Annotated in this window: 23 protein-coding genes; 16 read left to right on the top strand and 7 right to left on the bottom strand. The window is 68.9% G+C overall.

Features of this window, described 5'->3' with window-relative positions; genetic code table 11:
• Window positions 1–92 precede the first annotated feature (92 nt).
• From LRR16_RS21190 to LRR16_RS21140, 11 genes are all read left to right on the top strand, one after another.
• On the top strand, window positions 93–713 hold the full coding sequence (locus LRR16_RS21190; RefSeq protein WP_006577701.1) for a TetR/AcrR family transcriptional regulator: 621 nt from the start codon (window positions 93–95) through the stop codon (window positions 711–713).
• Window positions 714–870: 157 nt separating this feature from the next.
• Window positions 871–2,520, top strand: a complete 1,650-nt coding sequence (locus LRR16_RS21185; RefSeq protein WP_232207031.1) for a histidine kinase N-terminal 7TM domain-containing protein — start codon at window positions 871–873, stop codon at window positions 2,518–2,520.
• Window positions 2,521–2,564: 44 nt separating this feature from the next.
• Complete coding sequence (locus LRR16_RS21180; protein WP_006577703.1) at window positions 2,565–3,191, top strand: LysE family translocator; 627 nt, start codon at window positions 2,565–2,567, stop codon at window positions 3,189–3,191.
• Between the two features lie 217 nt (window positions 3,192–3,408).
• Entirely contained in the window at window positions 3,409–4,890 is a 1,482-nt protein-coding gene (locus LRR16_RS21175; RefSeq protein WP_232207030.1) for a hypothetical protein, read from the top strand.
• A gap of 47 nt (window positions 4,891–4,937) precedes the next feature.
• Complete coding sequence (locus LRR16_RS21170; protein WP_232207029.1) at window positions 4,938–6,437, top strand: hypothetical protein; 1,500 nt, start codon at window positions 4,938–4,940, stop codon at window positions 6,435–6,437.
• A gap of 168 nt (window positions 6,438–6,605) precedes the next feature.
• Window positions 6,606–7,658, top strand: a complete 1,053-nt coding sequence (locus LRR16_RS21165; RefSeq protein WP_232207028.1) for an alpha/beta fold hydrolase — start codon at window positions 6,606–6,608, stop codon at window positions 7,656–7,658.
• A gap of 15 nt (window positions 7,659–7,673) precedes the next feature.
• Window positions 7,674–8,258, top strand: coding sequence for a cytochrome P460 family protein (locus tag LRR16_RS21160; RefSeq protein ID WP_232207027.1), 585 nt, complete (start codon window positions 7,674–7,676; stop codon window positions 8,256–8,258).
• A 303-nt stretch (window positions 8,259–8,561) separates the two neighbouring features.
• The gene (locus LRR16_RS21155; protein WP_232207026.1) at window positions 8,562–9,191 is read left to right on the top strand and encodes a DoxX family protein; all 630 of its coding nucleotides are present in this window, start codon (window positions 8,562–8,564) and stop codon (window positions 9,189–9,191) included.
• Between the two features lie 147 nt (window positions 9,192–9,338).
• Complete coding sequence (locus LRR16_RS21150; RefSeq protein WP_232207025.1) at window positions 9,339–9,905, top strand: EF-hand domain-containing protein; 567 nt, start codon at window positions 9,339–9,341, stop codon at window positions 9,903–9,905.
• A gap of 126 nt (window positions 9,906–10,031) precedes the next feature.
• Window positions 10,032–10,910, top strand: a complete 879-nt coding sequence (locus LRR16_RS21145) for a DUF692 domain-containing protein (protein WP_232207024.1) — start codon at window positions 10,032–10,034, stop codon at window positions 10,908–10,910.
• A complete protein-coding gene (locus tag LRR16_RS21140; protein WP_232207023.1) occupies window positions 10,903–11,709 on the top strand; it encodes a DUF2063 domain-containing protein in 807 nt (268 codons plus the stop codon). Before LRR16_RS21145 ends, LRR16_RS21140 begins: the two co-directional genes overlap by 8 nt.
• Here the strand turns inward: LRR16_RS21140 and LRR16_RS21135 are convergent.
• The 3 genes from LRR16_RS21135 to LRR16_RS21125 form a co-directional block, all read right to left on the bottom strand.
• Window positions 11,706–12,473 carry an alpha/beta fold hydrolase gene (locus LRR16_RS21135; RefSeq protein ID WP_064573878.1) on the bottom strand — a complete coding sequence of 256 codons (768 nt, stop codon included), beginning with the start codon at window positions 12,471–12,473 and terminating at the stop codon, window positions 11,706–11,708. The genes LRR16_RS21140 and LRR16_RS21135 overlap by 4 nt on opposite strands.
• Window positions 12,470–13,507, bottom strand: coding sequence for a M14 family zinc carboxypeptidase (locus LRR16_RS21130; RefSeq protein ID WP_064573876.1), 1,038 nt, complete (start codon window positions 13,505–13,507; stop codon window positions 12,470–12,472). The genes LRR16_RS21135 and LRR16_RS21130 overlap by 4 nt, the downstream gene beginning before the upstream one ends.
• 148 nt (window positions 13,508–13,655) lie before the next feature.
• The gene (locus tag LRR16_RS21125; RefSeq protein WP_232207022.1) at window positions 13,656–14,543 is read right to left on the bottom strand and encodes a LysR family transcriptional regulator; all 888 of its coding nucleotides are present in this window, start codon (window positions 14,541–14,543) and stop codon (window positions 13,656–13,658) included.
• Between the two features lie 179 nt (window positions 14,544–14,722).
• On the opposite strand from LRR16_RS21125, the gene LRR16_RS21120 reads away from it, so the two are divergent.
• Window positions 14,723–15,124 carry a hypothetical protein gene (locus LRR16_RS21120; protein WP_006578881.1) on the top strand — a complete coding sequence of 134 codons (402 nt, stop codon included), beginning with the start codon at window positions 14,723–14,725 and terminating at the stop codon, window positions 15,122–15,124.
• Window positions 15,125–15,132: 8 nt separating this feature from the next.
• Here the strand turns inward: LRR16_RS21120 and LRR16_RS21115 are convergent, their stop codons facing one another.
• A complete protein-coding gene (locus LRR16_RS21115) occupies window positions 15,133–15,774 on the bottom strand; it encodes a histidine phosphatase family protein (RefSeq protein ID WP_232207021.1) in 642 nt (213 codons plus the stop codon).
• 53 nt (window positions 15,775–15,827) lie between these two features.
• Window positions 15,828–17,150 (bottom strand): DSD1 family PLP-dependent enzyme, encoded by a 1,323-nt coding sequence (locus LRR16_RS21110; RefSeq protein WP_232207020.1) that lies wholly within the window; start codon window positions 17,148–17,150, stop codon window positions 15,828–15,830.
• Between the two features lie 340 nt (window positions 17,151–17,490).
• Here LRR16_RS21110 and LRR16_RS21105 point away from each other — a divergent pair, with 340 nt between their 5' ends.
• The 3 genes from LRR16_RS21105 to LRR16_RS21095 all read left to right on the top strand — a co-directional run bounded on the left by LRR16_RS21105 (window position 17,491) and on the right by LRR16_RS21095 (window position 20,276).
• Complete coding sequence (locus LRR16_RS21105; RefSeq protein ID WP_231906406.1) at window positions 17,491–18,687, top strand: AI-2E family transporter; 1,197 nt, start codon at window positions 17,491–17,493, stop codon at window positions 18,685–18,687.
• 104 nt (window positions 18,688–18,791) lie between these two features.
• Window positions 18,792–19,430 carry a PadR family transcriptional regulator gene (locus LRR16_RS21100; protein WP_232207019.1) on the top strand — a complete coding sequence of 213 codons (639 nt, stop codon included), beginning with the start codon at window positions 18,792–18,794 and terminating at the stop codon, window positions 19,428–19,430.
• 3 nt (window positions 19,431–19,433) lie between these two features.
• Window positions 19,434–20,276, top strand: a complete 843-nt coding sequence (locus tag LRR16_RS21095) for a siderophore-interacting protein (protein ID WP_232207018.1) — start codon at window positions 19,434–19,436, stop codon at window positions 20,274–20,276.
• A gap of 46 nt (window positions 20,277–20,322) precedes the next feature.
• Here the strand turns inward: LRR16_RS21095 and LRR16_RS21090 are convergent, their stop codons facing one another.
• Window positions 20,323–20,607, bottom strand: coding sequence for a nicotinamide mononucleotide transporter (locus LRR16_RS21090; RefSeq protein WP_006577853.1), 285 nt, complete (start codon window positions 20,605–20,607; stop codon window positions 20,323–20,325).
• 268 nt (window positions 20,608–20,875) lie between these two features.
• On the opposite strand from LRR16_RS21090, the gene alaC reads away from it, so the two are divergent.
• Complete coding sequence (alaC, locus tag LRR16_RS21085) at window positions 20,876–22,138, top strand: alanine transaminase (RefSeq protein ID WP_232207017.1); 1,263 nt, start codon at window positions 20,876–20,878, stop codon at window positions 22,136–22,138.
• A gap of 134 nt (window positions 22,139–22,272) precedes the next feature.
• Here the strand turns inward: alaC and LRR16_RS21080 are convergent, their stop codons facing one another.
• Window positions 22,273–23,094, bottom strand: coding sequence for a hypothetical protein (locus LRR16_RS21080; RefSeq protein WP_232207016.1), 822 nt, complete (start codon window positions 23,092–23,094; stop codon window positions 22,273–22,275).
• Window positions 23,095–23,313: the final 219 nt, after the last annotated feature.

Here is a 23,313-nt window from a genome sequence, read left to right as displayed (position 1 = left end):
CGCATCTTGCATGACGCCAGCACGGCAGACATGCCGGCAATCCGGGGCTATCCCTCATTGCTAACCTATCTGTTGGTAGATAAAGTGGCGTCATGAAAGCGCAATCCGTCCGCGAGCAACTGCTCGACCACACCTTCGCCCTGATCCGCCGGCGCGGTTTCAATGGTTTCAGCTATCGCGACCTCGCCGACCTGGTCGGCGTCAAGACGTCCAGCATCCACTATTACTTCCCCTGCAAGGAAGATCTGGCGCTGGAAGCGACCAAGCAATACACGGCAAAGATCGCCGAGGAACTGAGCCATATCGACCCGGCGCTGAGCCCGGTCGAGCGCGCCGAGCTTTACCTGAACGGCTGGCGCCGCAAGCTCGACCCGGACCAGATCTGCATGTGCGGCATGCTGGCGACCGAAACCGAGTGCCTGCCGGAGGCGGTCCATGCGGTGCTGAAGGACTTCTTCCTGCTGCACGAACGCCTGCTGACCGGCATGATCGAACAGGCCCGTGCCGAAGGTGCGCCGGCCCAGCCGATCCCGGCTTCCGAGCTGGCCATGGTGATCTTCGGCGCACTGCAAAGCGGCCTGATCTCGGCACGCCTGTTCCGCTCGCCCGAACGCTGGGAGGCGGCGGCCCAGATGCTGCTGGCCGCGGTGGGCAAGCCGGCCGGCGCGTCCGCATCCGCCGCTCCACTGCCGGCAGAAGCCGCGGCCGGTTGAGCGCGGCGGCGCCGCACCCCGATCTCCATTCCCGCCGCCGGTCGATCTCGACCGGCAGTTCGGCGCCGCCTCCGGTCCGCCATCCCGCGGACCCCGATACCCACTCCTGTGCTGCAGCGGTTGCCCGCCCGGGCGATGCATGCTGCAATCCTGCCCGATGGCGATCTCCCTGCTGATTCTGCTGATGGCCGGCGCACTGCTGGTGTGCGCCGCGATCGCGATCGCCAGTTGGCCGCGGCGCGACGATCCCACCGTGCGGGCCTTCCTGCTGCTGGCGGTCGGCGCCGGCATCTGGTGCGCCGGGCGCATGCTGGAAATCCAGGCTCCCAACGTCGCCGAACGCATCCTCTGGGCCAAGCTCCAGTATCCGGGCATCCTGATGGTGCCGGTGGGCTGGCTGCTGTCGGTCGTGCGGCTGACGCGTCCCGACCATGTGATCGGCCGCGGCTGGATGACGCTGGCGTTGGCGGTCGGCGTCGCCGGCATGGTGCTGGTGCTGACCAACGAACGCCACGGCCTGGTCTGGCCGCAGGTCCAGTGGTTCGGTGGCGTTGGCCTGCATACGCGCGCCGTGTTCTCGCACGGCCCGGCCTATTGGGCGCTGGCCGCCTACAGCTACGGACTGCTGCTGGCGAGCCTGTATTTCCTCGTGAAGGCGCGCCCGCGCGGCAAGCTGCCGCCGGGCGGCAGGGCGCTGCTGATCGCCGGCCTGCTGTTGCCGGTGCTTGCCAACGTTGCCTATCTGCGCGGCTGGACGACTGCGCTCGGCGGCGACCTGACGCCCGCGACGTTCTCGGTGATGGCGCTGCTGGTCTGGCTGTGCGCGCTTCGGCCGCATCTGGGGGACGTCGGTCACTATGCGCGGCTGCGCGTGTTCGATGCGCTGCGCGAAGGCTGCGTCATCGTCGACGACCGCGAGCGGATCGCGGATCTGAACCGCACCGCGCAGCGCATGTTGCCGGGGCTGCGGCGCGGCGACCCGGCGCCCGCTTCATGGATGGCGACCAGGCCCTATGTGGCCGGTGTCCCGGACTACGAGCTGACGGTCGAACCGGTCCGAAACCTGGACGACCGGGTCATCGGCCGCATCGTCTTCGTGCGCGATGTCAGCGCGTTTCGCACGCGCGAGCATGCCTTGGTGGAGGAGAATTCCAATCTGGCGGTGCGGCTCAACGAGACCGTCGACAAGCTGCTGCGCATCGAAGGCGATCTGTATCGCGACCCGCTGACCGGCCTGTTCAACCGGCGCTTCTTCCAGCGCGAGGCCGGTGTGCTGCTGGCCGCCGCGCAGGAGAGTGGCACGCCGCTCGGGCTGATGCTGATCGACGTCGACTTCTTCAAGCAGTACAACGACATCTACGGCCATCTGCGCGGCGACGAATGTCTGCGTGCGATCGGCGCCACGCTGGCGCAGACGCTGGACGAGGCCGCCAGTTTCTGCGCGCGCGTCGGCGGCGAGGAATTCGCCGTGGTGCTGCACCAGGCGGACGCCCAGCGTACCCGCGCCATCGGCATGCGCATGCTGCAGGCGGTGCGGTCGCTGCAGATGCCGCATGTCGGCGCCGATCCCTCTCACCCGTTCCTCAGCATCAGCGTCGGCGCGGTGTCGCGCGTTCCCGACTCGCCGCTGATCGAGGAGCTGGTGGCGGCGGCCGATGTCGCGCTGTACGCGGCCAAGCGCGGCGGCCGCAACCGGCTGGTGATGGCCGGCGGCCAGGCGAGCGCGCCGATGTCCGCAGATGACGCGGACAACGGGGATAGCGCGGATAGCGCGGATAGCGCCGATCCATCCCGCCCGCTGGTCTGACCGCGCTACCGGCCCGCCAGCCTTCCAGCCTGCCAGGAGACAAGATGCCCACGCTCGATACGCTGATCGCCTTCTTCGGCATTGCAGTGCTGCTTGGCCTGGCGCCCGGTCCCGACAACGTCTTCGTGCTGCTGCAGTCGGCCATGCGCGGCCCGCGCGCCGGTTTGACGGTGGTGCTGGGCCTGTGCACCGGCCTGCTGGTCCATACCACCGCGGTCGCGCTCGGACTGGCGACGCTGTTCGCGGCGTCGGCCACCGCGTTCACCGTGCTGAAGATCTGCGGCGCGCTGTATCTGGCGTGGTTGGCGTGGCAGGCGTTCCGCGCGCCGGTCGATGCGCCGGTGCAGGCGGGCGAGCGGGCGGGCGACGGCTGGCAGATGTATCGACGTGGTGTGGTCATGAACGTCACCAATCCCAAGGTCGCGATCTTCTTCCTCGCCTTCCTGCCGCAATTCGTCTCGCCGGCGCAGGGACCGATCGCGATGCAGATCGCAGTGTTCGGCGCGGTGTTCATGCTCGCGACGCTGCTGGTATTCGGCGCGATCGCGTGGTTCTCGGGTTTGTTCGGCACCTTGCTGCTGCGCTCGCCGCGGGCGCGACGGGCGTTGAACTGGTTCGCCGGCACGGTCTTCGCCGGCCTCGCGCTGCGGCTTGCGACGGCGCAGCGATAGGGGCGAGCGCCAGCGCCCGGCCTCAATGCCAAACGTCAGTCCGCTACGGCACCGACATGCGCTGCGAATTGGCGCACCGAGGCTGTCCGTATAGATTCTGAAACATGGATCGCGGTACGTCGGCGAGTTTCTACAGCGTCGGATCCGCTTCGACAGCAGGCCCGCACGGGAGCGCTAGATTGCGCCTTTCCGCTCGACCGCCGAGGCGACCGTCATCGTGTTTCCATCTTCCTTCTCCTCCCTCGGCCGTCCGCCCGGTCAGCCGTTGTTGCGTTCCGAACCCGGGCAATTCCACCCTGATGGCCGACGCGCCGATCCCGCGCTGGACCCAATGCATCCATGCGCCGCGCTGGCGCTGCTCCAGCCGCCGCTGACAGCCGAACCCGTGCTGACGCGCGTCCCGCTCGATGCACCCGATCCCGCCAGCCATGTCGACGCGGCACTGGGCTTGCTGCGCCGGCGTACCGGCGTGCCGCTCGCCGAACGTCTCGCCACGGGGCTGCCCGGCGATCGCGCCGCTGCGATTGCGCTGCTCGACGAGCTGCTGGCCGATGGCAGGCCCGCCGGCCCGCTCGCCTCGTCGAGCCCGCTTGCCGCTTCGGCACAGGGCAGCAGCGCCATTGCACAGGCGCATGCGCTGCGCGATCGCCTGCGGAGCGGGGCATCGGCAGACGCGGACGTCCCCACGCTGCAGCGCGCGGTCGAAGCACTGATCGGCGCGCTGGAGGCGACGCCCTACGGCCGCGAGCATGCGTCGATGCGGGAACGGGCCGACGCCGCGCTTCGCGCGATCGTCGGCGGCCCTCCATGGGACCTCGTCGCGATGATCAACAGCGACCGCCTGCCGGATCGTCAGGCCGCGGTCCACCAGGTCGACCTCCTGCTGGCGCATCTGCAAATGCTGGCCCGCACCTGCGAGCCAACGTCGGCTGCCGATCCCTTCCCGCCCGCACTGCGCGCGGCGTTATACCGGCTGGCGCTCGAGGGCGGTCACGGGCTGAGCCCCGCGCAGCGGATCGCTCTGCGCCAGTGCCCGGGACTCGGCCCGGAACTGGCTCCGGTGCTGCACGCGGGCAGTACGCTGTCGAGCGTGGCAGCGAACACGCTCGACAGGCTTTGCCGGCATGCCAGGCACTGTGCGGCCGACGCGAACCGGCACGCCGACGATGCGGTCCTTCTCGCGGAACTCGCTGCGCTCGGCGCCTGCGCACGCAAGCTCGTGGAAAGCGCGCCGTCCGCGGGCGGCGCATTGGACCGGCAGGCCTCGGAGGCCGCGCGCGACGGCCTGCTGCAGGACGCGCTGGCGACGCGGCTCACTGCGTCGAAGCCGAGCGACATTGCCAGTCTGCATCGGTGGATCACGACGCCAACGCTGCTCGCATTGCGCACCATGGTGGATCGCTCCGCGCGGGCCAACCTGCCGCAGGACGAGGGCACCTCCCGCGCCGCCAGCGCGCTCGCCGCGCAGCGCCGGCTGCTGCGCGACTGGGTCGCGGCCTACGACGGTCTGGCTGCCTTGCTGACCGTGCGCATGCCCCCGCAAGCGGAGTCCGCGGCGAAGCGCAAAGCCGCAGCGTCGCCGGCATCCGGACAAGCGGCCGAGGCCGCCGCGGCGGCCGACCTGTTCCGGCGACTCTTTGCAACCGACCCCGCGCCTGACGGCGGCAGCGGCTTGCAGCTCGATTGGGTCCGAGCCTGACCCCAAGCCCAATGCCAGGACATGTGGAAACGACGCGGCATCGGCCTATGCCGCGCGCGGAGCTTTTTTTAACGGAGTTGTGTATGGGGGATCGGATGTTGTTGCCAGTCGTATTCAGATACATCGGCCAGTGCCTGGGCGTCAGGTACAAGCCGCGGCCCGCAGCCGCCGCAGCCGTACGCTTGACGCGGGATACCCAGAGCCCGCGAACCAGCCTCTGGTCGCGGCTTGTCCGCACGTTGTTCTTCTGGCGCGGCCCGCGTACGGAACGGGCCCGCACCCACCCGTCGCCTCGGATCACCTACGTTTCCACGCCACCGCCGTTGTCGGAACGGGACACCACGAAGTCGATCGTCGAAAGCCTGGCGCCATTGGCGCCGGACGCGCTCGAGGCATTTTGCCGCGGCTGCTCCAGGGACACCCTGCTGGCGATGGTGGGCTGGTGCCAGGCAGCCGGCAACGCCCACGCGGCGGGCGATACGGACGTGATCCTGGCGAAGGACATGATCGAGACGAAAGCCAGGGAAGCATTGCGTGCGTTCGAGCCGGACGGGATCGTTCCGCCGGCCGGCATCCGGCACGTGCTGACGCAGCTGCACCACGCGCTGGCAAAGGTTCGCGACGGCAAGGGCGTCCTCGACCTGGCCCGACTGCGTGACGACTGGGTCAGCCGGCGCCCGCGCGATCGCCAGTTCGTCGCCGGTGGCTGCCATGCCGCCAACGCCTTCGACATGTTCCGCCGCTCGATCGAGGCGCTGTGCCGTTTCGAGATGGCCAACGGCGATCCCGCGGTCACGCACGCCCTGGCGGCGCAATGGGTCGACGCCGCCGCAGCGCTGTGCGAGGCGTTGGAGGCAGGAAGGCTGACCGGGGCGGTGATGGCGCAGCATGCCGATGCACTGCGCTTGCGCGAGCGAGACACGGCGCTGGTCGTGATCTGCGCGCAGCTTGGCATCGCGCGGCCGGCACCGCGGTCGAGCCTGTCCCATGACACCGGGCCGGACGAGGCCGCCGGCACCGCGCCGAGTCCCGCCGGCAACGCACGCAAGCACGGCTCGCAACCGATCGCCGCAAAGACGCTGACGGAACTGCTGCTCGACCGCGGCAGCGAAGCCGGGCAGATCGATGCCGCGGTCGGTTCGCTGGTACACAACCTGCGCACCGTGGCGCGGCAGCGCGAGCGCGAGGCGTTTCCCGCGGCAATCGCGGCCCGCCTGGACGAACTGCTGACGCGTGCCGGAGCTCGCCTGACCGAGCCGCAACTGCATCGCCTCGGGGACGCGCTGCAGCGGGCCGGCCTGAGAGCGTGGACCGTGTGCCGCAAGCTGCTGGACATCCGCGAGGCGCTGTACGACACCGGCACGCAGGCCCTGCGCGATGCGATGGCGGGGATCGCCGGCGTGCGGGCGCGACAGTTTGCGGTACGCGAGCAGGCGCAGCAGATTTGGCGCAGCATCGGGCTGGTCGATGCCGAGGTGGCGCGGGAGGCCGGATTCTCCGGCGCGACGCCGGGCGATGGCACCGCCCTCCGCCAGGCCCTGCGCTAAGCCCTGCGCGGTCTGACGATTCCGCCGTCAAGCAGCGGGTTTGTATCGCCGTGTATCGACGCAGCGGGGCGATACACGGCGATGCGCGGCGGGCCGGTTGCCGACACGTCGCCGATACCGCGCGGCGGTCTACTGGCGTTTCTCACCCACCTGATCGGAGAAACGACCATGTCAAACACCGTGAACGCACAACGCCGCCGCCTGCTGGGCTCGACCACGGCGCTGGCCGGCATCGGCCTGCTGGAGCTGGGCCTGGGCAGCGTGGCCCACGCGGGGCCGGCACGGCAAGCCGCCGCCGTTGCGGGCCAGTTCCCCGGCAGCGCTTCGCTTGGCGCGATTCGCCAGATCGACGCCGGCACGCTGAACATCGGCTATGCCGAGGCCGGTCCGGCCAACGGCCCGGTCGCGATCCTGCTGCACGGCTGGCCCTACGACATCTACAGCTTCGTCGACGTCGCGCCGGTGCTGGCGAAGGCCGGTTATCGCGTGATCATGCCCTACCTGCGCGGCTACGGCTCGACCCGCTTCCTGTCGGCCGACACGCCGCGCAACGGCCAGCAGGCCGCGCTCGCGGTCGATGTCATCGCGCTGATGGATGCGCTGAAGATCGACAGGGCCATCATCGCCGGCTTCGACTGGGGCGCCCGTACCGCCGATATCGTCGCCGCGCTGTGGCCGGAGCGCTGCCTCGGGCTGGTGTCGGTCAGCGGCTATCTGATCGGCAGCCAGGAAGCCAACCGCAAGCCCTTGCCGCCGGAGGCCGAGCTGCAATGGTGGTACCAGTTCTACTTCGCCACCGAACGCGGCGCCGCCGGCTACGCGGCCAACCTCGACGGCTTCAACCGGCTGATCTGGCAACTGGCCTCGCCGCAGTGGAAGTTCGATGACGCGACGTACCGCCGGTCGGCGCAGTCGTTCGACAACCCCGATCACGTCGCCATCGTGATCCACAACTACCGCTGGCGCCTCGGCCTGGTGCAGGGCGAGCCGCAATTCGATGCGCTGGAGAAGCGCCTGGCGGCCGCGCCGAAGATCTCGGTGCCGACCATCACGATGGAAGGCGACGCCAACGGTGCGCCGCATCCGAAGCCCGCCGCGTACGCCGGCATGTTCACCGGCAAATATCAACATCGGGACGTTGGTGGCGGCATCGGCCACAACCTGCCGCAGGAAGCGCCGCGCGCGTTCGCCGACGCGGTGCTGCAGGTTGTCAAGCTTTGAGCCGGGGAAACGTGCATGCAACGACTCCGAATCGCAGCGGCTATCCCCGGCCTCGCGCTGCTGGCCTGCGCCGCCCTGGGCCAGCATGCACTGGCGCAGCCACCGGTCCACGGCGCAAGCGAAACGGTGCCCAGGCAACAGCCGGCCCCGCAGCCGTCCACCGGGCAGCAGAGCGCCAGGCCGTCGGCATCGCCGATCTACGGCGTGACGATCCCGCCGGGCTACCGAAAATGGCAGCTGATCGCGCCGGCCGAGGAGGCGGCTCCGCTCGATGAATTGCGCGTGGTGCTCGGCAATCCGGAAGCGATGGAGGCGATCGAACGGTCCGCGAAACGCTTTCCCGACGGGGCCGTGCTGGTCAAGCTGGCCTACAAGCGCAAGCCATCGCCCGATTTCGAACCCGCGACGATACCGGGACAGCCGACCACGGTACAAGTGATGGTCAAGGACTCGCGCCGGTATGCGTCGACCGGAGGCTGGGGCTTCGGGCGCTTCGTCAACGGCGTGGCGGTGGACGCGGCCCAGCATCAGACCTGCTTCGCCTGCCATGCGGCCCGCGTCAAGGACCGCGACTACGTGTTCACGCGCTTCGCGCCATAGCGGCGGCGTTGGCTGCGTCCTGCGGTGCCCGATCCGGATCGACCTGTCGCCTGGCAGGCCGATCCGGTTTTTTTTTGAGCTCGGCAAGCGCAACGGCACCAGGGTGGATGCGCGCGAGCTGTAGGGAAGGCCCGCGCTTTGTATTGCACTGTATCTGGCACGGCTTGCGATGCAACTTCGTGACAATCCCGCGCTGCGACAAACACATCGGCGATACACACCCACCCTGAAATAGCGACATCGAATCCACGACGCCATTTCAAGGAGCGCACTGTGCAAGACCGGCCTGTTCCCACCCCTCTGATGACCCGCATCGATGCGGCCGGCCACTGGCTCGCGCCGCTGGGCCTGCGAGCGATCCTCGCCTGGGAGTTCTTCGAATCGGGCCGCGAAAAGCTGCTGGGAGAAAACTGGTTCGACCAGCTTGCCGGGCAGTTCCCGCCGCCGTTCTCGCTGCTGAGCGCCAATCTCAACTGGACGCTGGCGACCTGGCTCGAACTGCTGGGCGCCGCCGCACTGCTGCTGGGCCTGGGCACGCGGTTCGTCGCCTACGCGCTGATCGTGCTGACCGTGGTCGCCACCTATGCCGTGCATTGGCCGACGGAGTGGGCAGGCCTCGCCGAGCTGTGGCAGGGCTACGCCGTCACCGACAACGGCTATGGCAACTTCAAGCTGCCGCTGCTGTATCTGATCATGTTGCTGCCGTTGCTGCTGCGCGGAGCCGGCCCGCTGAGCCTGGACGGCCTGCTGATGCACCGGTGGACGCATGGTCAAGCGCTGCCGGCCGTCGCGACGAGCGATGCCGGCCATGCCGTCTGGTCCGCCCTGCTGATCCTGCTCGGGCTGCCGATTGCGCTGCTGCTGCCGTGGGCCGGTGGCGCGCTGATCGCCATCGGCATTGCGCTGGCTGTCCTGTGCCGGGCCAGGCGCTGACGGTCTCCCCATCCCGCCGATCGATACGGGGCGCTTCGATACGCAAAGCCCGCCGTACACAGCATCACCCCAATCGAACCGATTTTGTTCGCCACATCCCGTGGCACAGACCCGCACGTCCGCGTGCATTGATTCAGGAGATCCACCATGTCACATGCTCATTCCTCCCGCAAGACGACGCTCGGCCTGCTTGGTGCCGCGCTGGCAGGCAGCGTGCTGCTGAACGGACCGGTCTTCGCCGTGCAACCGCTGGCGCAGGGCTATCTGGTCGCCGCGGCCGACGGCAAGGCCGCCGAGGGCAAATGCGGCGAAGGCAAGTGCGGTGCCGAAACGAAGCGTGCACCGCGCGGCGCCAGCAAGGGTGCCCAGGCCGAAGGCAAGTGCGGGGAGGGCAAGTGCGGTGCCGAAACGACGCGCGTGTCGCGCGGCGCCAGCAAGGGTGCGCAAGCCGAAGGCAAGTGCGGTGAAGGTAAATGCGGCGAAGGCAAGTGCGGCGATGCCTCGTTCTCGCGCACCGATACCGACAAGAACGGCCTGGTCTCGCGCGCCGAGTTCCTGGCGGTGGCGCCCACGCGTGCCGCGGAGTTCGACAAGATCGACATCAGCCACGACGGCAATATCTCGGAGGCCGAGGCCTACGAGTATCTGCGCGCCACCTACCAGGCCAACGGCAAGCCGGTACCGAAGAACCTGTTTGCCAAGCTGAAGAAGTAGTCGTCGCATGTAGCGGCGCCGCGCCGCGCCGGGCCGGAACGCGAACCGGTGCGGCGCGGATGCGCAAGCGTGGCAACGGGGTCTCGGCGGCCCCGTGTCCTCTATCGATTGCCAAGGAGATTCACCGTGTCGGTGCCGATCCGTTCGTCCGTCCTTTCACCTCGCTCCGCATCCGCCCGCGTCGGCCTGGGACTGCGCAGGGCCCTGATCCCGCAGCTGGAGCAGGCGCCGCTCGGCGATTTCGATTTCCTCGAGCTGGCTCCCGAGAACTGGCTGCGCGTCGGTGGCGCCTATGGCAAGGCGCTGGTCCGTCTGGCCGCGCGGTATCCGCTTTACTGCCATGGCCTGTCGCTGTCGCTCGGCGGCATCGCGCCGCTCGATGAAGAGCTGCTGAACGAGATCCGCAGCTTTCTCGATGGCCACCGCGTGCCGCTTTACAGCGAGCACCTGAGCTACTGCACCGACGACGCGCATCTCTACGATCTGCTGCCGCTGCCATTCACCGCGGAGACCATCGAACATGTCGCCGCCCGCATTCGCCGTGCGCAGCAGATCCTCGGCAGGACGATGGCGATCGAGAACGTGTCGTACTACGCCGCCCCGCGGCAGGACATGGACGAGGCGACCTTCACCAACGCCGTGCTGCGCGAGGCCGACTGTGCCTTGCTGCTGGATGTCAACAATGTCCATGTCAACGCGATCAACCACGGCTTCGATCCCTATGCCTTCCTCGATGCGCTGGAGCCGGGCAGGGTGGCCGCCTATCACGTGGCCGGTCATTACGACGAAGCCGATGACTTGAAGATCGACACGCATGGCTCCGCGGTCAAGAGCGAGGTATGGGCGTTGCTGGAATACGCCTATGCCCGCTTCGGCGTGCACCCGACCGTGCTGGAGCGCGACTTCAACTTCCCCGACTATGCCGAGCTGGCCAGCGAGCTGCGATATATCCGCGAACTGCAGGCCCGCGCCGGTGGCGCAGCGAGGAGAATGGCCCATGGCTGAGATCGCCCGCACTTCGATGCAGCAGCAGATGGACCTGGCGCGCCACCTGCGCGATCCGTCGCGCCATCCGTCGCCGGCGGGCATGGACCCCGCCCGCGTGCGGATCTATCGCGAACTGGTGACCGGCAACCTGGTGTCGTTGCTGGGCGGGGCCTTTCCGGTACTGGTGTCCTTGCTGGGAGCCGAGCATTGGCGCTGGCTGGTGGAGCGCTTCCTGCGCGACCACCGCTCGCACACGCCGCGCTTCGGCGAGATTGCCGAGGAGTTCGTCGCCTTCGTCGATACGCTCGACATCGAAGCCTTGCCGGCGCCGATGCGGCGGCCGTTCCTCGCCGAGCTCGCGCATTACGAGTGGGTGGAAATGGCGCTGCTCCACAGCGACGCACGACCGCTCGCGGCGGATCCGTCGGCCGCGACCCGCACTCCGGCGCTGGACCGGCCGCTGCAACTGTGCCCGCTGGCCTGGCCCCTGGCGTATCGCTGGCCGGTGCATCGGCTCGGACCGGCGTATCGGCCGTCGCAGCCGCCGGCACTGGGGACCTTTCTGCTGGTGCGCAGGACGGCCGACGACGACGTGCGATTCTCGGAGCTGAGTCCGCTTGCCTGGCAGCTGCTGCACGAGATCGGGCAGGCGGGCGGCGCGCTGACCGCCGACGGCCTGCTGCAAGCACTCGGTCGACAATGCCGCGTGCCGGACTTGCCGTCGTTCGTCGCCGCGGGCATGGCGCTGCTCGACGACATGCACGCCGACGGCTCCGTTGCGGCCGCCCCGGAGGTCGGCGCCGGGAGCGATGCCTAGCCTCGTTGGAAGCCGATCCAGCCGGCGACCTCGCGTGCGACCCAATCCGGATCGTCGTGCGGCAGGTCGTGTCCCGCCCAGGGGTGCACGCGATGCGGGACCGACCACGCCGCCGCCAGGCGCGCCGAGCAGGCCGGGGACACCAGCCGGTCGGCCGCCGACGACAGCAGCAGCGTCGCGCAGCGCGGCGGCGCGGTGCCGGCCTGGAAGCGGGCCGCCGCCACGAGCTGGCGCAGCGCATTGGCGCGGCTGACCGGGGCGTCGGCACGGATCGCGGTCCAGCATGCCAGATCGGATTCGAGCGCATCGGTGCGGGCGCAGGTCAGCCGATGGATGATCGCCTCGCAGCGGGCGCCGTCGTGCCACGAACGCATCAGGCCAAGCACTGCTGGCCATGCGCCGGGACGCATGCGCTGATGCGGCGCGCCGAACGGCCGCATGCTGGTGTTGATCAGCACCAGCCGTTCGATCTCGTCGGCATGCCGCTGCGCCCACGCGGTCGCCACCATGCCGCCCAGCGACATGGCCAGCAGCCGGTACGGCGGGCGCAGCCCAGCCCGTGCCGCATCGGCGCGCAGTTCGGCCACGACGTCGGCCACCGACGCCGGCGAGCGCCGGCCCGCTTGCTCGCCATTGCCCGGCAGATCGAGCATCGTCAGCCGATCGTCGTCGCGCAGCGCGCCGCGGCGCCGCAACGCCGCCGGCAGTTGGCCCCAATGGCGCGCCTCGCGCGTCAGGCCGCGCAGCAGGATCCAGTCGCTCATCGTGCCGGCCTGCTGGCGGGGGCGCGCCAGTGTTCGCTGGCCTCGCGCCAGATCGCCTGCCGCGCGGCGCCGGTCGGCAGCCAGCGCGCCGGCGCGAAGGCGGCGCGCGCCAGGAAATCGAACAGGCTGACATGGCGGCGCAGCACGCGCGCGGTGCGATGCGCCTTGACCGGATTGAAGAAGCCGTCGCGCGAGAACAGCTGCCGCGGATTCTTCTTGATCCACAGCCAGGAGCCCAGTTCGAGCGTCATCGGCAGAAAGATATGCGGCGCGGGCGTGCGGTCATAGGCGTAATCCCACAGGTCGCCGTGCACCAGGTACTGGTGGCTCTGCGGCTCGAACGCGTAGCCGTGATGCGGATGGGCCTGCTCGAACAGCGTCTTCAGCACGTACATCTCCGGCAGATGGGGCATCGCGGCCTGCGTTCGGGCGTAGGGAAACCAGATGCTGTCGCGCCAGCCGTAGCCGGAGTGGCAATCGACGGCAAAGCTCAGCGGCCGCGTCAGCAATTGCGCCTGCACCACGCGCAGCAGCGCCGTGCTCTCGGCCTCCATCGGCGTGCCGGCCTTGCCGCGGTACCACGGCAGCCACGGGCCGATGCGCTGGCCGCCCGCGAGGAAGGGCACGCGTCCCTCGGCATCCTGCGGCGCGTTGCGCATCAGGTCGACGCCGTTCGGATTGGCGCGCCGGCCGGCCCACATGCCGGCCGGGTTGACGATCGGCATGAACAGCAGGCGGACCTGGCGCAATTGCAGGTGCAGCAGCTCGTCCCATTCGAGGCGCTTGAGCAGCGCCCGCATATAGTCGAGCAGCAGCTGCGTGCCGATCCGTTCGAGGCCGTGGATGCCGCCGAACAGGCCAATCGCCGGCGCGCGGGGATCGCGCGAGCCGATGCCGGCCAGATACACCGGAAAACGCCGCCCATGGCTGCTGGCCTCGCACACCACGTCGATATCGAAATGTTCCGCGCCGACTTCCAGCAGCGCGCGCAGCAGATCGAGCTCGGCGAAACTGTCGGAGGCGGGAAGGGGCATCGGGTCGGCTGGGCGGAAAGGGAAGCGGCCGGGCCGCGACGGCGCCGGTCCGTATGACGGAACGATGTTGCGAGTCTACTCGTGCAATATGACAGTGCCTTGTGACGACACGGGACTGTCATCGTGCCGCGCCAGACCGCCGCTTCGGTCAGCCGAGCTGCTCGGCCAGCACCTCGCGCGCGGCCTGCACCACCGGCGCTTCGCCGCGGCGGGGCGGCAGCAGGCAGAACTCGACGTCGGGCAGTGCCGGCAGCCGCAGCGACGACACCGTCGCAGCATCGAGCGTGGCCACGCCGGCCGGAATCGCCGATTGGTTCAGGCACGAGATGCCGAGTCCGGCCGCCAGCGCCATCTGCAATCCCGCCACGCCGGAGGCGGAGTGCGAGACCCGGTAGGGCACACGGGCGCGCTTGAGCATGCGTACCACGTACTGGTGCAGCGAGCAGGTGTCCGGCAGCAGCACCAGCGGCAGCGGCATGCCGATCTGCGCCGTTTCGCCGCGCGCGGCGACCCAGGCCAGCGGCTCCCGTCGCAACGGCCGCAAGCCGGCGCGTGGCCGCTCGCCGGTGCCGCCGCGCGCTCCCGCTACGCGCATCGTCAGGCCGATATCGAAAGCGTCGTCGTCGGCGCTGGCGTCGATCGCCGCGCTCTTCATCACGGTCACGTGCAGCCGCAATTGCGGGTGGCGCTCGCGCAGGCGGCGCAGCATGCCGGCGATCTCGGCGGTGCGGTAGTAATCGGTGATGGCAAGCCGCAGCTCGCCCGCCAGCGTCTCGCCGCGAATGTCCTGCATCGCCAGCGCGTCCAGGTCCAGCATGCGGCGCGCGTGGCCGAGCAGCCGTTCGCCGGCCGGGGTGGGCTGCACGCCGCGGCGCCCGCGCAGCAGCAGCGGCACGCCGGCGCGCTCCTCCAGCTTGCGCAGCTGCTCGCTGACCGACGACTGCGACAGGAACAGCCGTGGCGCGGCGGCCGACAGGCTGCCGCTGTCGGCCACCGCGACGAAGGTACGCAATTGTTCGAGATCGAAGCCGCGCATGTCTTGCTCCAGGTTCGCTTCTGGTTTCGGCGATACCGATGGATGGTATCGCATCTTCCCGCTTTTCCGATGGCAGGGCGGACACTAGCATCGAGTCAGTGGCGGGTCGGCACGGCGGTATCGGGCCGGCCCATGCCACCTTCCATTTGATGCAACGACCATTCGAAGAGGAAACCGCGATGCCCCATCTTCAACTGCAGATTTCCGGTCACCCCAACGCCGCGCTGACCGCGAAGGCCGCCGCCACCGTCGCCGAACTGACCCGTACCGTGCTCGGCAAGAAGCCCGAGGTGATGGCGGTGGCGGTCCAGTACGTGCCGCACGACGCCTGGTTTATCGATGGCCAGCCGCTCTCCGCGCTCGGGCGCAACGCCTTTCATCTCGACATCAGCGTCACCGACGAGACCAATACCAAGGCGGAGAAGGCGCGCTACCTCGAAGCGGTGCACCATGCGCTGTCCGAGCTGATCGGCAATGTGCACGACTGCTCGTACATCCATGTGATCGATGCCCGCGCGGCGGCGTACGGCTATGGCGGCCGCACGCAGGAATACCGCCATCAGCACGGGTCGACGTTGTAGGGCGGGGCTCAGCCGGCGGGCAGCCGATGCAGGCGCCGTGGCTGTCCGTCCGGCGACAGTTCGAACACGACGCCGCCGCCGCTGTCGGCCCCTTGCCCGGTCAGCGCGGTGATATTGACCTGGTGAGTCACCATCAGATACGGCCCGCCGCGCGGATCGAGCCGATCGATGAAGCGCGACAGTTCTGCGGTCTGCTCGGTGCGGGCGCCGGCGTCGCCAAAGAACGAGTTCAGCAGCGGCAGCACGGTGACGGGGCCGAGGTCCATCAGCCGCGCGGTGTCCTGGCAACGGCACCAGGCGCTGGCCCACACCGCACTGGGACGAAAGCCCGCGGCGCGCCAGGCCGCGCCGAGACGCTGGGCCTGGGCGCGCCCGCTCGCATCGAGATTGCGCTGCGTCGGGCAGGAGTTCAGGTCGAAGCCGGGCGGGTCGCCGACGCCCGGGGCGGTGGCATGGCGCAGCAACACGACCACATTGGGACGAGCGAGCGCCGAAACGGGTAGTGTGGGGATCGGTTGCGCGAGGGCGCTGGACATGCCCGCCGGCATGGCCGCCGCCAGCAGGGTCCAGCAGGCGAGCCGGGCCGCGACGGCGAACGCCTTGCGGCGCCACGGGGAGGGCGAGATGGCGGCTTCGCTGCGATCGATCATGTTGCTCCTCCTTGCGCTCGGCCGTCCCGCCCGCGGGCCTCGCTGGCTCGGTGCTACCGGCTGAGACCGCGCGCCGAGATCGGCCACAGCGACTCGACCTTGCCGTCGCGCACGCCGACCAGCGTGTCGTACAGGTTCAGCGTCGGGTCGCAGTGTCCCGGCACCAGCCACAGCGGTTCGCCCAGCTGCGGCAGCGCCGGCAGCTCGCCGCCGGCAGCCGGCACCGGGCGCACGATGCCATGTTCGTCATTGGCGGCGACGTAGGCCAGCCGCGTGCTGCGCCTGCCGCCGCCGAACTGGCCGCCGTGGCGTTCCCCGGCGTTGCGTTCCCCGGCGTTGCGTTCTCCGGTGTTGCGTTCCCATACCCACGGCAGCCCCGAATCGACCGCCATCGACTTCAATCCCGCGTCCACCACGACCTGGCCCTGTGCCGCGGTGCTCATCACCGTGGTCGCGATAAACAGGCTGTGCTCGAAGCGCAGCGCTTCGGCCGCGCCGCTGCCCTCGATCCCGCCGCCGATTCCGCCCGCCGCGACGCCCTCGTTGCTGCCGTAGTCGCCATCCATGAAGACGTACGAGCCGGGCTGGATCTCGGTGAAGACGCCGCTGGCCAGATCGAATTCGACGCTGCCGCTGCCGCCGCCGGTGATCACCTGGCAGGGCGCCCCGGCCGCCGCGAGCCGGGCCGCCACCGCGCCGGCACGCTCGGCGGCGCGCGCCGCGGCCTCGCGCCGCGCGGCATGGTCGCGCACATGCTGGATGCCGCCATGGTAGGCCTGCAATCCGCCGAACGACAGGCGCGGCTGCGCGGCGATCCGTTCGGCCAGCCGCAGCGCGGCGTCGGCGTCGGCGACGCCGCAGCGGCCCTGGCCGATGTCGAGCTCGACCAGCACCGTCAGCCCGCTCTGCTCGCGTTCGGCCGCCTCGGCCAGCGCGCGCACCTGGACGACCGCGTCGACGCAGACGCTGATGCGCGCGTGGCGGGCCATGCGTGCCAGCAGCGTGGCCTTGGCCGGGCCGGCGATCTCGTTGCTGATATGGATGTCGGCGACGCCGGCGCGCAGGAAGGGCAGCGCCTCGCTGACCTTCTGGCAGCAGATGCCGACGGCGCCGCGCGTCATTTGCGCGAGCGCGATGTCCGGACATTTGTGCGCCTTGGCATGGGGCCGCAGCGCGACGCCGGCCCGGTCCGCGGCCTGCTGCATCCGCTGCAGATTGCGCTCGAAGGCATCGAGCACCAGCACCAGCGCCGGCGTGTCGATCGCCTGCCAGGGCTGGCCGGGCTCGGCGATCGGGGGCAGCGTGGGGAGTCCCGCCGGATCGCGCAAGACGGGCAGGTCGGAGGGAGCGGAAGGCACGGCGCGGTGGTCGGGCATGACGGCGATGTCTCCAAATGAGGCGGTGGGCCGAATGGCGTAGGGCGCGGGGGATCATCGGCCGATCGGGACGGACTGTCAAACCGTGCCGCCGCCGCGACCCGGCGCCCCCGCTGCGGCGAGAACGCTGTCGCGCTTGTCCTACACGGCTTGCGGCGGCCGTCCGACTGCGGGACGCGCAAGCCGCCGACTATGCTGACAGTGATGTACCGCGCCTCTCGCGCGGCACTCGCCACCCCCGCACCGTCCCCTCGCCATGCATGCCACGCCCACCCCGTCTGCGCAGTCCGGTGCGCCATCCGCAGCGCGCCCTGCAGCGCAGGCTGCCGCGGACAATGCTGTGGACACGGCGCCGGGCACCCCGGCCATCGCCGCGGACGCGCGCGATGACGAGCCTGCGGCGGCGGCCTCGGCATCCTCGGCGGCCGCCGAGCCGGCCCGTGGTCCGGCCGGCGCCCGCGCGCTGCCGGTCGCGATCCAGCGCGGCAGCCTCGCACTGGTGGTGCTCGCGACGCTGGCCTGCCTGTACGCGCTGCATGTCGCCAAGGCGTTCGTGATCCCGGTGGTGCTGGCCGTGATCCTGACCTATCTGCTCGATCCGCTGGTATCGGCTCTGCATCGCCAGCGGCTGCCGCGCCCGATCGGCGCGACGCTGGTGTTGCTGGGCCTGGTCGCGGTGCTGCTGTGCGGTGCGTATCTGCTGCAGGGCCAGGTCGAGGCCATCGTCGACCGGCTGCCGGAGATCGCGCGCAAGCTGTCGCGCAGCCTGTCGGCGCTGCTCAGCGGCGACGACTCGATGTGGCAGAAGATCCAGCGCGCGGCGACCGTGCTGACCGGCGGCACGCCCCAGCTGTCGCGCGGCGCCCCGGTCGTCATCGAGAAGCCGGCCGGGGCGCTGCACGACATGGTGCTGGCCGGTTCGGTCAGCGCCTTTGCCGCGGCGGGGCAGGCCGTGGTGGTGCTGTTCCTGACCTTCTTCCTGCTGGTGTCGGGCGACATGTTCAAGCGCAAGTTCGTCAAGATGACGGGCCGCACGCTGACGCAGAAGAAGGTCAACGTCCATATGCTGGGAGAGATCAATCGGCAGATCCAGCGCTACATGCTGATGCTGCTGATCACCAATGCCGCGCTGGGCGTCTGTACCTGGTTTCTGCTGAAGGCGATCGGGCTGCAGCACGCCGGCACCTGGGCGCTGGCGGCGGCCGCGCTGCATCTGATTCCGTATTTCGGCTCCGGCGCGACCGCGATCGCGCTCGGCGTGGCGGCCTTCATGCAGTTCGGCACGTTGGGCCTGGCCGCCGCGGCCGCGGGCGGGTCGCTGCTGATCGCGACGCTGATCGGCTCGGTGGTGCAGACCTGGATGACCGGCCGGATGGCCAAGATGAATCCGGTGGCGGTATTCGTTGCGCTGCTGCTGTTCACGTGGCTGTGGGGCGCGTGGGGCATGCTGCTGGCGATTCCGCTGGCCGTGATCGCCAAGGTGGTGGCCGACCATATCGAAGGGCTGGAATTCATGGCCGAGTTCCTCGGGGAGTAGGGCCGAGCCGACAAGACCCTGCCGCAAACAGGGCCAAGGGTTGACCTTCAGTGCGGCGATCTATATCGTAAGATATGTTTTTCGATATAACGGGCGACTGTTCCATGCCCCCTCGCCATCATCACGGCCGGCACGGCCACGGCCCCGGCGGTCCTTTCGGAGGATTCGGCTCCGATGCCGACAGCCTGCGCCGCGGCCGCAAGCTCGGCGCCGACGACCTGCAACTGCTGCTGCTCGACCTGCTGGCCGAGCAGCCCAGCCACGGCTACGAACTGATCAAGGCGCTGGAAGCGCGCAGTGCCGGCTTCTACAAGCCTAGCCCGGGCGTGATCTATCCCGCCTTGACGTACCTGGAAGAGATTGGCCACGCGGCCGTCGACGTCGACGGCAACCGCAAGTGCTACCGGCTGGCCGGGCCGGGCCGCGAGTTCCTGCAGGCCAACCGCGAACGGCTGGCGCTGCTGTGGAACGGGCTGCGTCATGCCGCCCGCAAGATGGAATGGGTGCGCCGCGCCCTGGCCGGCGGGCCGCCGCCGGAGCCGGACGATCAGGGCAACGGCTGGTTGCCGGAATTCGTGCAGGCGCGGATGGCGCTCAAGCGGGCGCTGCTGCTGCGCACCGATGCCTCCCCTGACGAACAGCGGCGCATCGCCGACATCCTGCTGCGCGCCGTCGCCGATATCGAAAACACCGAGGCGGCCGCCGTGCCGCCGCATCCCGCCCGACCACGCAATCCGAGGTAATGCATGTCCGCAACCGACCGTGCCACATCCTTCGACGCCACCGATCGCCGCGACGCCGCGCTCACCGTCGAGCGCGTCCGCCATCCGCTGAAGTTCCGCCATATCCAGGTGGTCCGCACGCAGCGGATCGCACCCGCGCTGCTGCGCGTGACCTTTACCGGCGACGATCTCGCCGACTTCGTGTCGGCCTCGTTCGACGACCATATCAAGGTGTTCCTGCCGGCGCCGGGACAGCAGCGCCCGGTGCTGCCGGAGATGGGGCCCGACGGTCCGATCTTTCCTGAAGGACAGCCGCGCCCGATCGCGCGCGACTACACGCCGCGCCGCTACGACGCCGCGGCGCGCGAGCTCGATATCGAATTCGTGCTGCACGGCGATGGCCCGGGCGCCAGCTGGGCGGCGCAGGCGCAGCCCGGACAATGGCTGGGCATCGGCGGGCCGCGCGGTTCCTTCGTGATCCCGTCGGCGTTCGACTGGCACCTGCTGATCGGCGACGAAGCGGCGCTGCCCGCGATCGCGCGCCGGGTCGAGGAACTGCCGGCCGGCAAGCGCGTGGTGGTGGTCGTCCAGGTCGACGATCGCGAGGCGCGTGTCGATCTGCGCGGCGACGCCGCCTGCGAACTGCACTGGCTGTATCGCGCCGAAGGCGACGAACTGCTGACGACGCTGCGCTGGCTGGAATTGCCTGCCGGGGAGGGCTATGTCTGGGCGGCCGGCGAGGCAGCCGCGATGCGCGCCGTGCGCGCCTGCCTGGTCGACGAGCGCGGCATCGACAAGCGCCGCATCCGCGCGTCGGCCTACTGGAAGCACGGCGCCGTCGGCGTGCATGAAACGCTCGACGACTGAGCCGCGTAAAGAGGCCGGAGTGGGGAGGGCGGAGAGGGCGTCCGGCTCAGTGCGAGCCGGCGTGTCCGCCCTGCCGATGGAACTGCGTATGCCGGTAGAGTCCGTACAGGCTGGTCGCGGTGAAGCCGAGCTGTTGCACGAACAGGCCATAGGTGCCGGTCACCAGTGCGAACACGCTCCACACGATGTTCGAGCACAGGTACGAGATCCAGCCCCAGCGCGACGCCTTGTTGTGCAGCGCGACCAGCAGCGAGCCGCTCATCGCGAGCGCGCAGCCCGACCATTCCAGACCATTGAGCACCATCGGCAGTTGGGCGGCAGCGAGATCCATCGCGCTATGTCTCCTTTTTTTGTGTTCAAGTTTTGCATACAAAGCGTGCGAAGCTTAACGCCGAAGCACGCTGGGAGCAAGAGGGGATATACGCGTGGCGCGACGTGCGGCGGACTCCTTCCCACGGAAGCGGGCCGATCAACGCGAGATCGCGCCTGCACGACGGCGATGGACGCGCGCCCGTAACCCGATTAACATCGTCGCCGGCGGCACTGACAACCGCCAACGTCGCTCGGACGGTTCCGGGCGCTTACGTACAAGGACAACCATGTCAGCCATTCCGGCATCCCCCGGCTCGAGCCAGTCGAGCCAGCGCCGCTTCGCGCGCATCGATCGTCTTCCCCCCTACGTCTTCAATATCACCGCCGAGCTCAAGATGGCCGCGCGCCGCCGCGGCGAGGACATCATCGACATGAGCATGGGCAATCCCGATGGCGCGACGCCCGCGCATATCGTGGCCAAGCTGACCGAGGCGGCGCAGCGTCCCAATACCCACGGCTATTCGACCTCGCGCGGCATTCCGCGGCTGCGCCGCGCGATCTCGCACTGGTATCGCGAGCGCTACGACGTCGACATCGATCCGGAGCGCGAGGCCATCGTGACGATCGGCTCGAAGGAGGGGTTGTCGCACCTGATGCTCGCCACGCTCGATCGCGGCGACACCGTGCTGGTGCCCGACCCGAGCTATCCGATCCATATCTACGGGGCGGTGATCGCCGGTGCCGATATCCGCTCGGTGCCGCTGATTCCCGGCGTCGACTTCTTCGCCGAGCTCGAACGCGCGATCCGCGGCAGCTATCCGAAGCCGAAGATGATCGTGCTCGGGTTCCCGTCGAACCCCACCGCGCAATGCGTGGAACTCGATTTCTTCGAGCGCGTGATCGCGCTGGCCCGCAAGCACGACATCCTGGTCGTGCATGACCTCGCCTATGCCGACATCGTCTTCGATGGCTGGAAGGCGCCGTCGATCCTGCAGGTGCCGGGCGCCAAGGACATCGCAGTGGAGTTCTTCACGCTGTCGAAGAGCTACAACATGGCGGGCTGGCGCATCGGCTTCATGGCGGGCAATGCCGACCTGGTGACGGCGCTGGCGCGCATCAAGAGCTATCACGACTACGGCACGTTCACGCCGCTGCAAATTGCCGCGATCGCCGCGCTCGAGGGCGACCAGCAATGCGTGCGCGAGATCGCCGCGCAATACCAGTCGCGCCGCGATGTGCTGGCGCGCGGGCTGAACGAGGCCGGCTGGCCGGTGGAGCTGCCGAAGGCATCGATGTACATCTGGGCGCGGATTCCCGAGCCGTATCGCGCGCTGGGCTCGCTGGAATTCGCCAAGCAGCTGCTGGAGAAAGCCAAGGTGTCGGTATCGCCGGGCATCGGCTTCGGCGACTTCGGCGACGACTACGTGCGCTTCGCGCTGATCGAAAACGAATCGCGCATCCGGCAGGCGGTGCGGGGCATCAAGGCGATGTTCCGCGCCGATGGGCTGGTCGCACCGGCGGCGGCTTCCGCAACGGCGCCAAAGCCCTGAGCAGGCTCGCGTACCGCATGTCGTTCCCGCGAAAGCGGGAATCCAGCGTCTTTGAAAGCTGCTGGGTTCCCCGCTTTGGGGGACGACAATCTCCGTTGGCAAGCTTGGGCGCTCTCATCAGCGCCTCTCTTGCTTCAATGCGGCCGCGCCGGCGGAACACGCATGGCGAGGATGCGGTTTGCTGACTCGGCGCGCGTTCTCAGCTCTGTCATTTCTGCTTGAAGCAGCTTCTCCAGCGGGGTGGCACCTTTGATGTCACCTCGCCACAGACACCGTGCAATGAAGTCGATAGCGGCTTCGGCTTGTTGAAGCCTGTGTCCGTAGACAGGTTCGTGATGCGCAATGCGATTCCTGGTCTGATAAAGCGCTTCAAGATGGCTGGCAACCAATGCGCGCGACACCGATTTGTCCGGGAAGACGTGCTTCAGCGCGGGTCGCCATAGCGTGTGCTCGTAGCTCGTTGAAAACAGCCGCTTCCAGAAGTACAGAGTCAGCTGTACCACCAGTTGTCCCATCGATACGCTGACGACCTTTTGCCGGGCCCTCAGGATGTGCTCATATGCAAGACCGTGCGGTGCAATGCCGCCGCAGAACGCGCGTCTATCCAGTTGTTGCCGTACGTCCAGGTTCATCTTTGCGTACGCAGTCTTTCGCGCGCTGGCGTCGGCCTGCAGGATCTTCGCTTTCAACTCGTTGTCCCACTGAAAGGGAGCGGGCGGCATGCGGAGCCAGTCCGGGGTTTGGAAGTGGTCCGTCAGCTGGGCACAGACGGCGTTGCGCAATGCAATCTCTACCACGGCGGTGACCGTCATCAGCGAGGCGGCAAGTCTGAGCATTGCCTGATGGAGCGCAATGGCGCTGCGGCGAGACCCGGTGAAGCGCTCGAACGTTCCAAGCCGTTCGTCCGAGAGAAGGGCTGCGACGCTAGCCAATTCTGGTTCGGACAGGTGGTCCATTGACTCGAGCTGTGAGCGTGGCTATATTCGCTGGCGATAGGTCGGGATCAGTGTCGGCAGCTGCCTGAATAGGCAAGCGGACCCCCAACTTCCTCCTTGAAGGGCGCTCCGTGGAGCGCCCTTTTTCCTTCAAGGCGCGGGAATCGTAACCGGTAGGACGGCAGAACGGTGTTTCCACCTGTGCCGGAGCGGGATGACCAAGCCGCTGGGTCCCCGCCT

The sequence above is a fragment of the Cupriavidus sp. UGS-1 genome (assembly GCF_021213615.1).
In the GTDB taxonomy this organism is placed as follows: Bacteria; Pseudomonadota; Gammaproteobacteria; order Burkholderiales; family Burkholderiaceae; genus Cupriavidus.
This window is presented reverse-complemented; position numbering and strand designations above follow the sequence as displayed.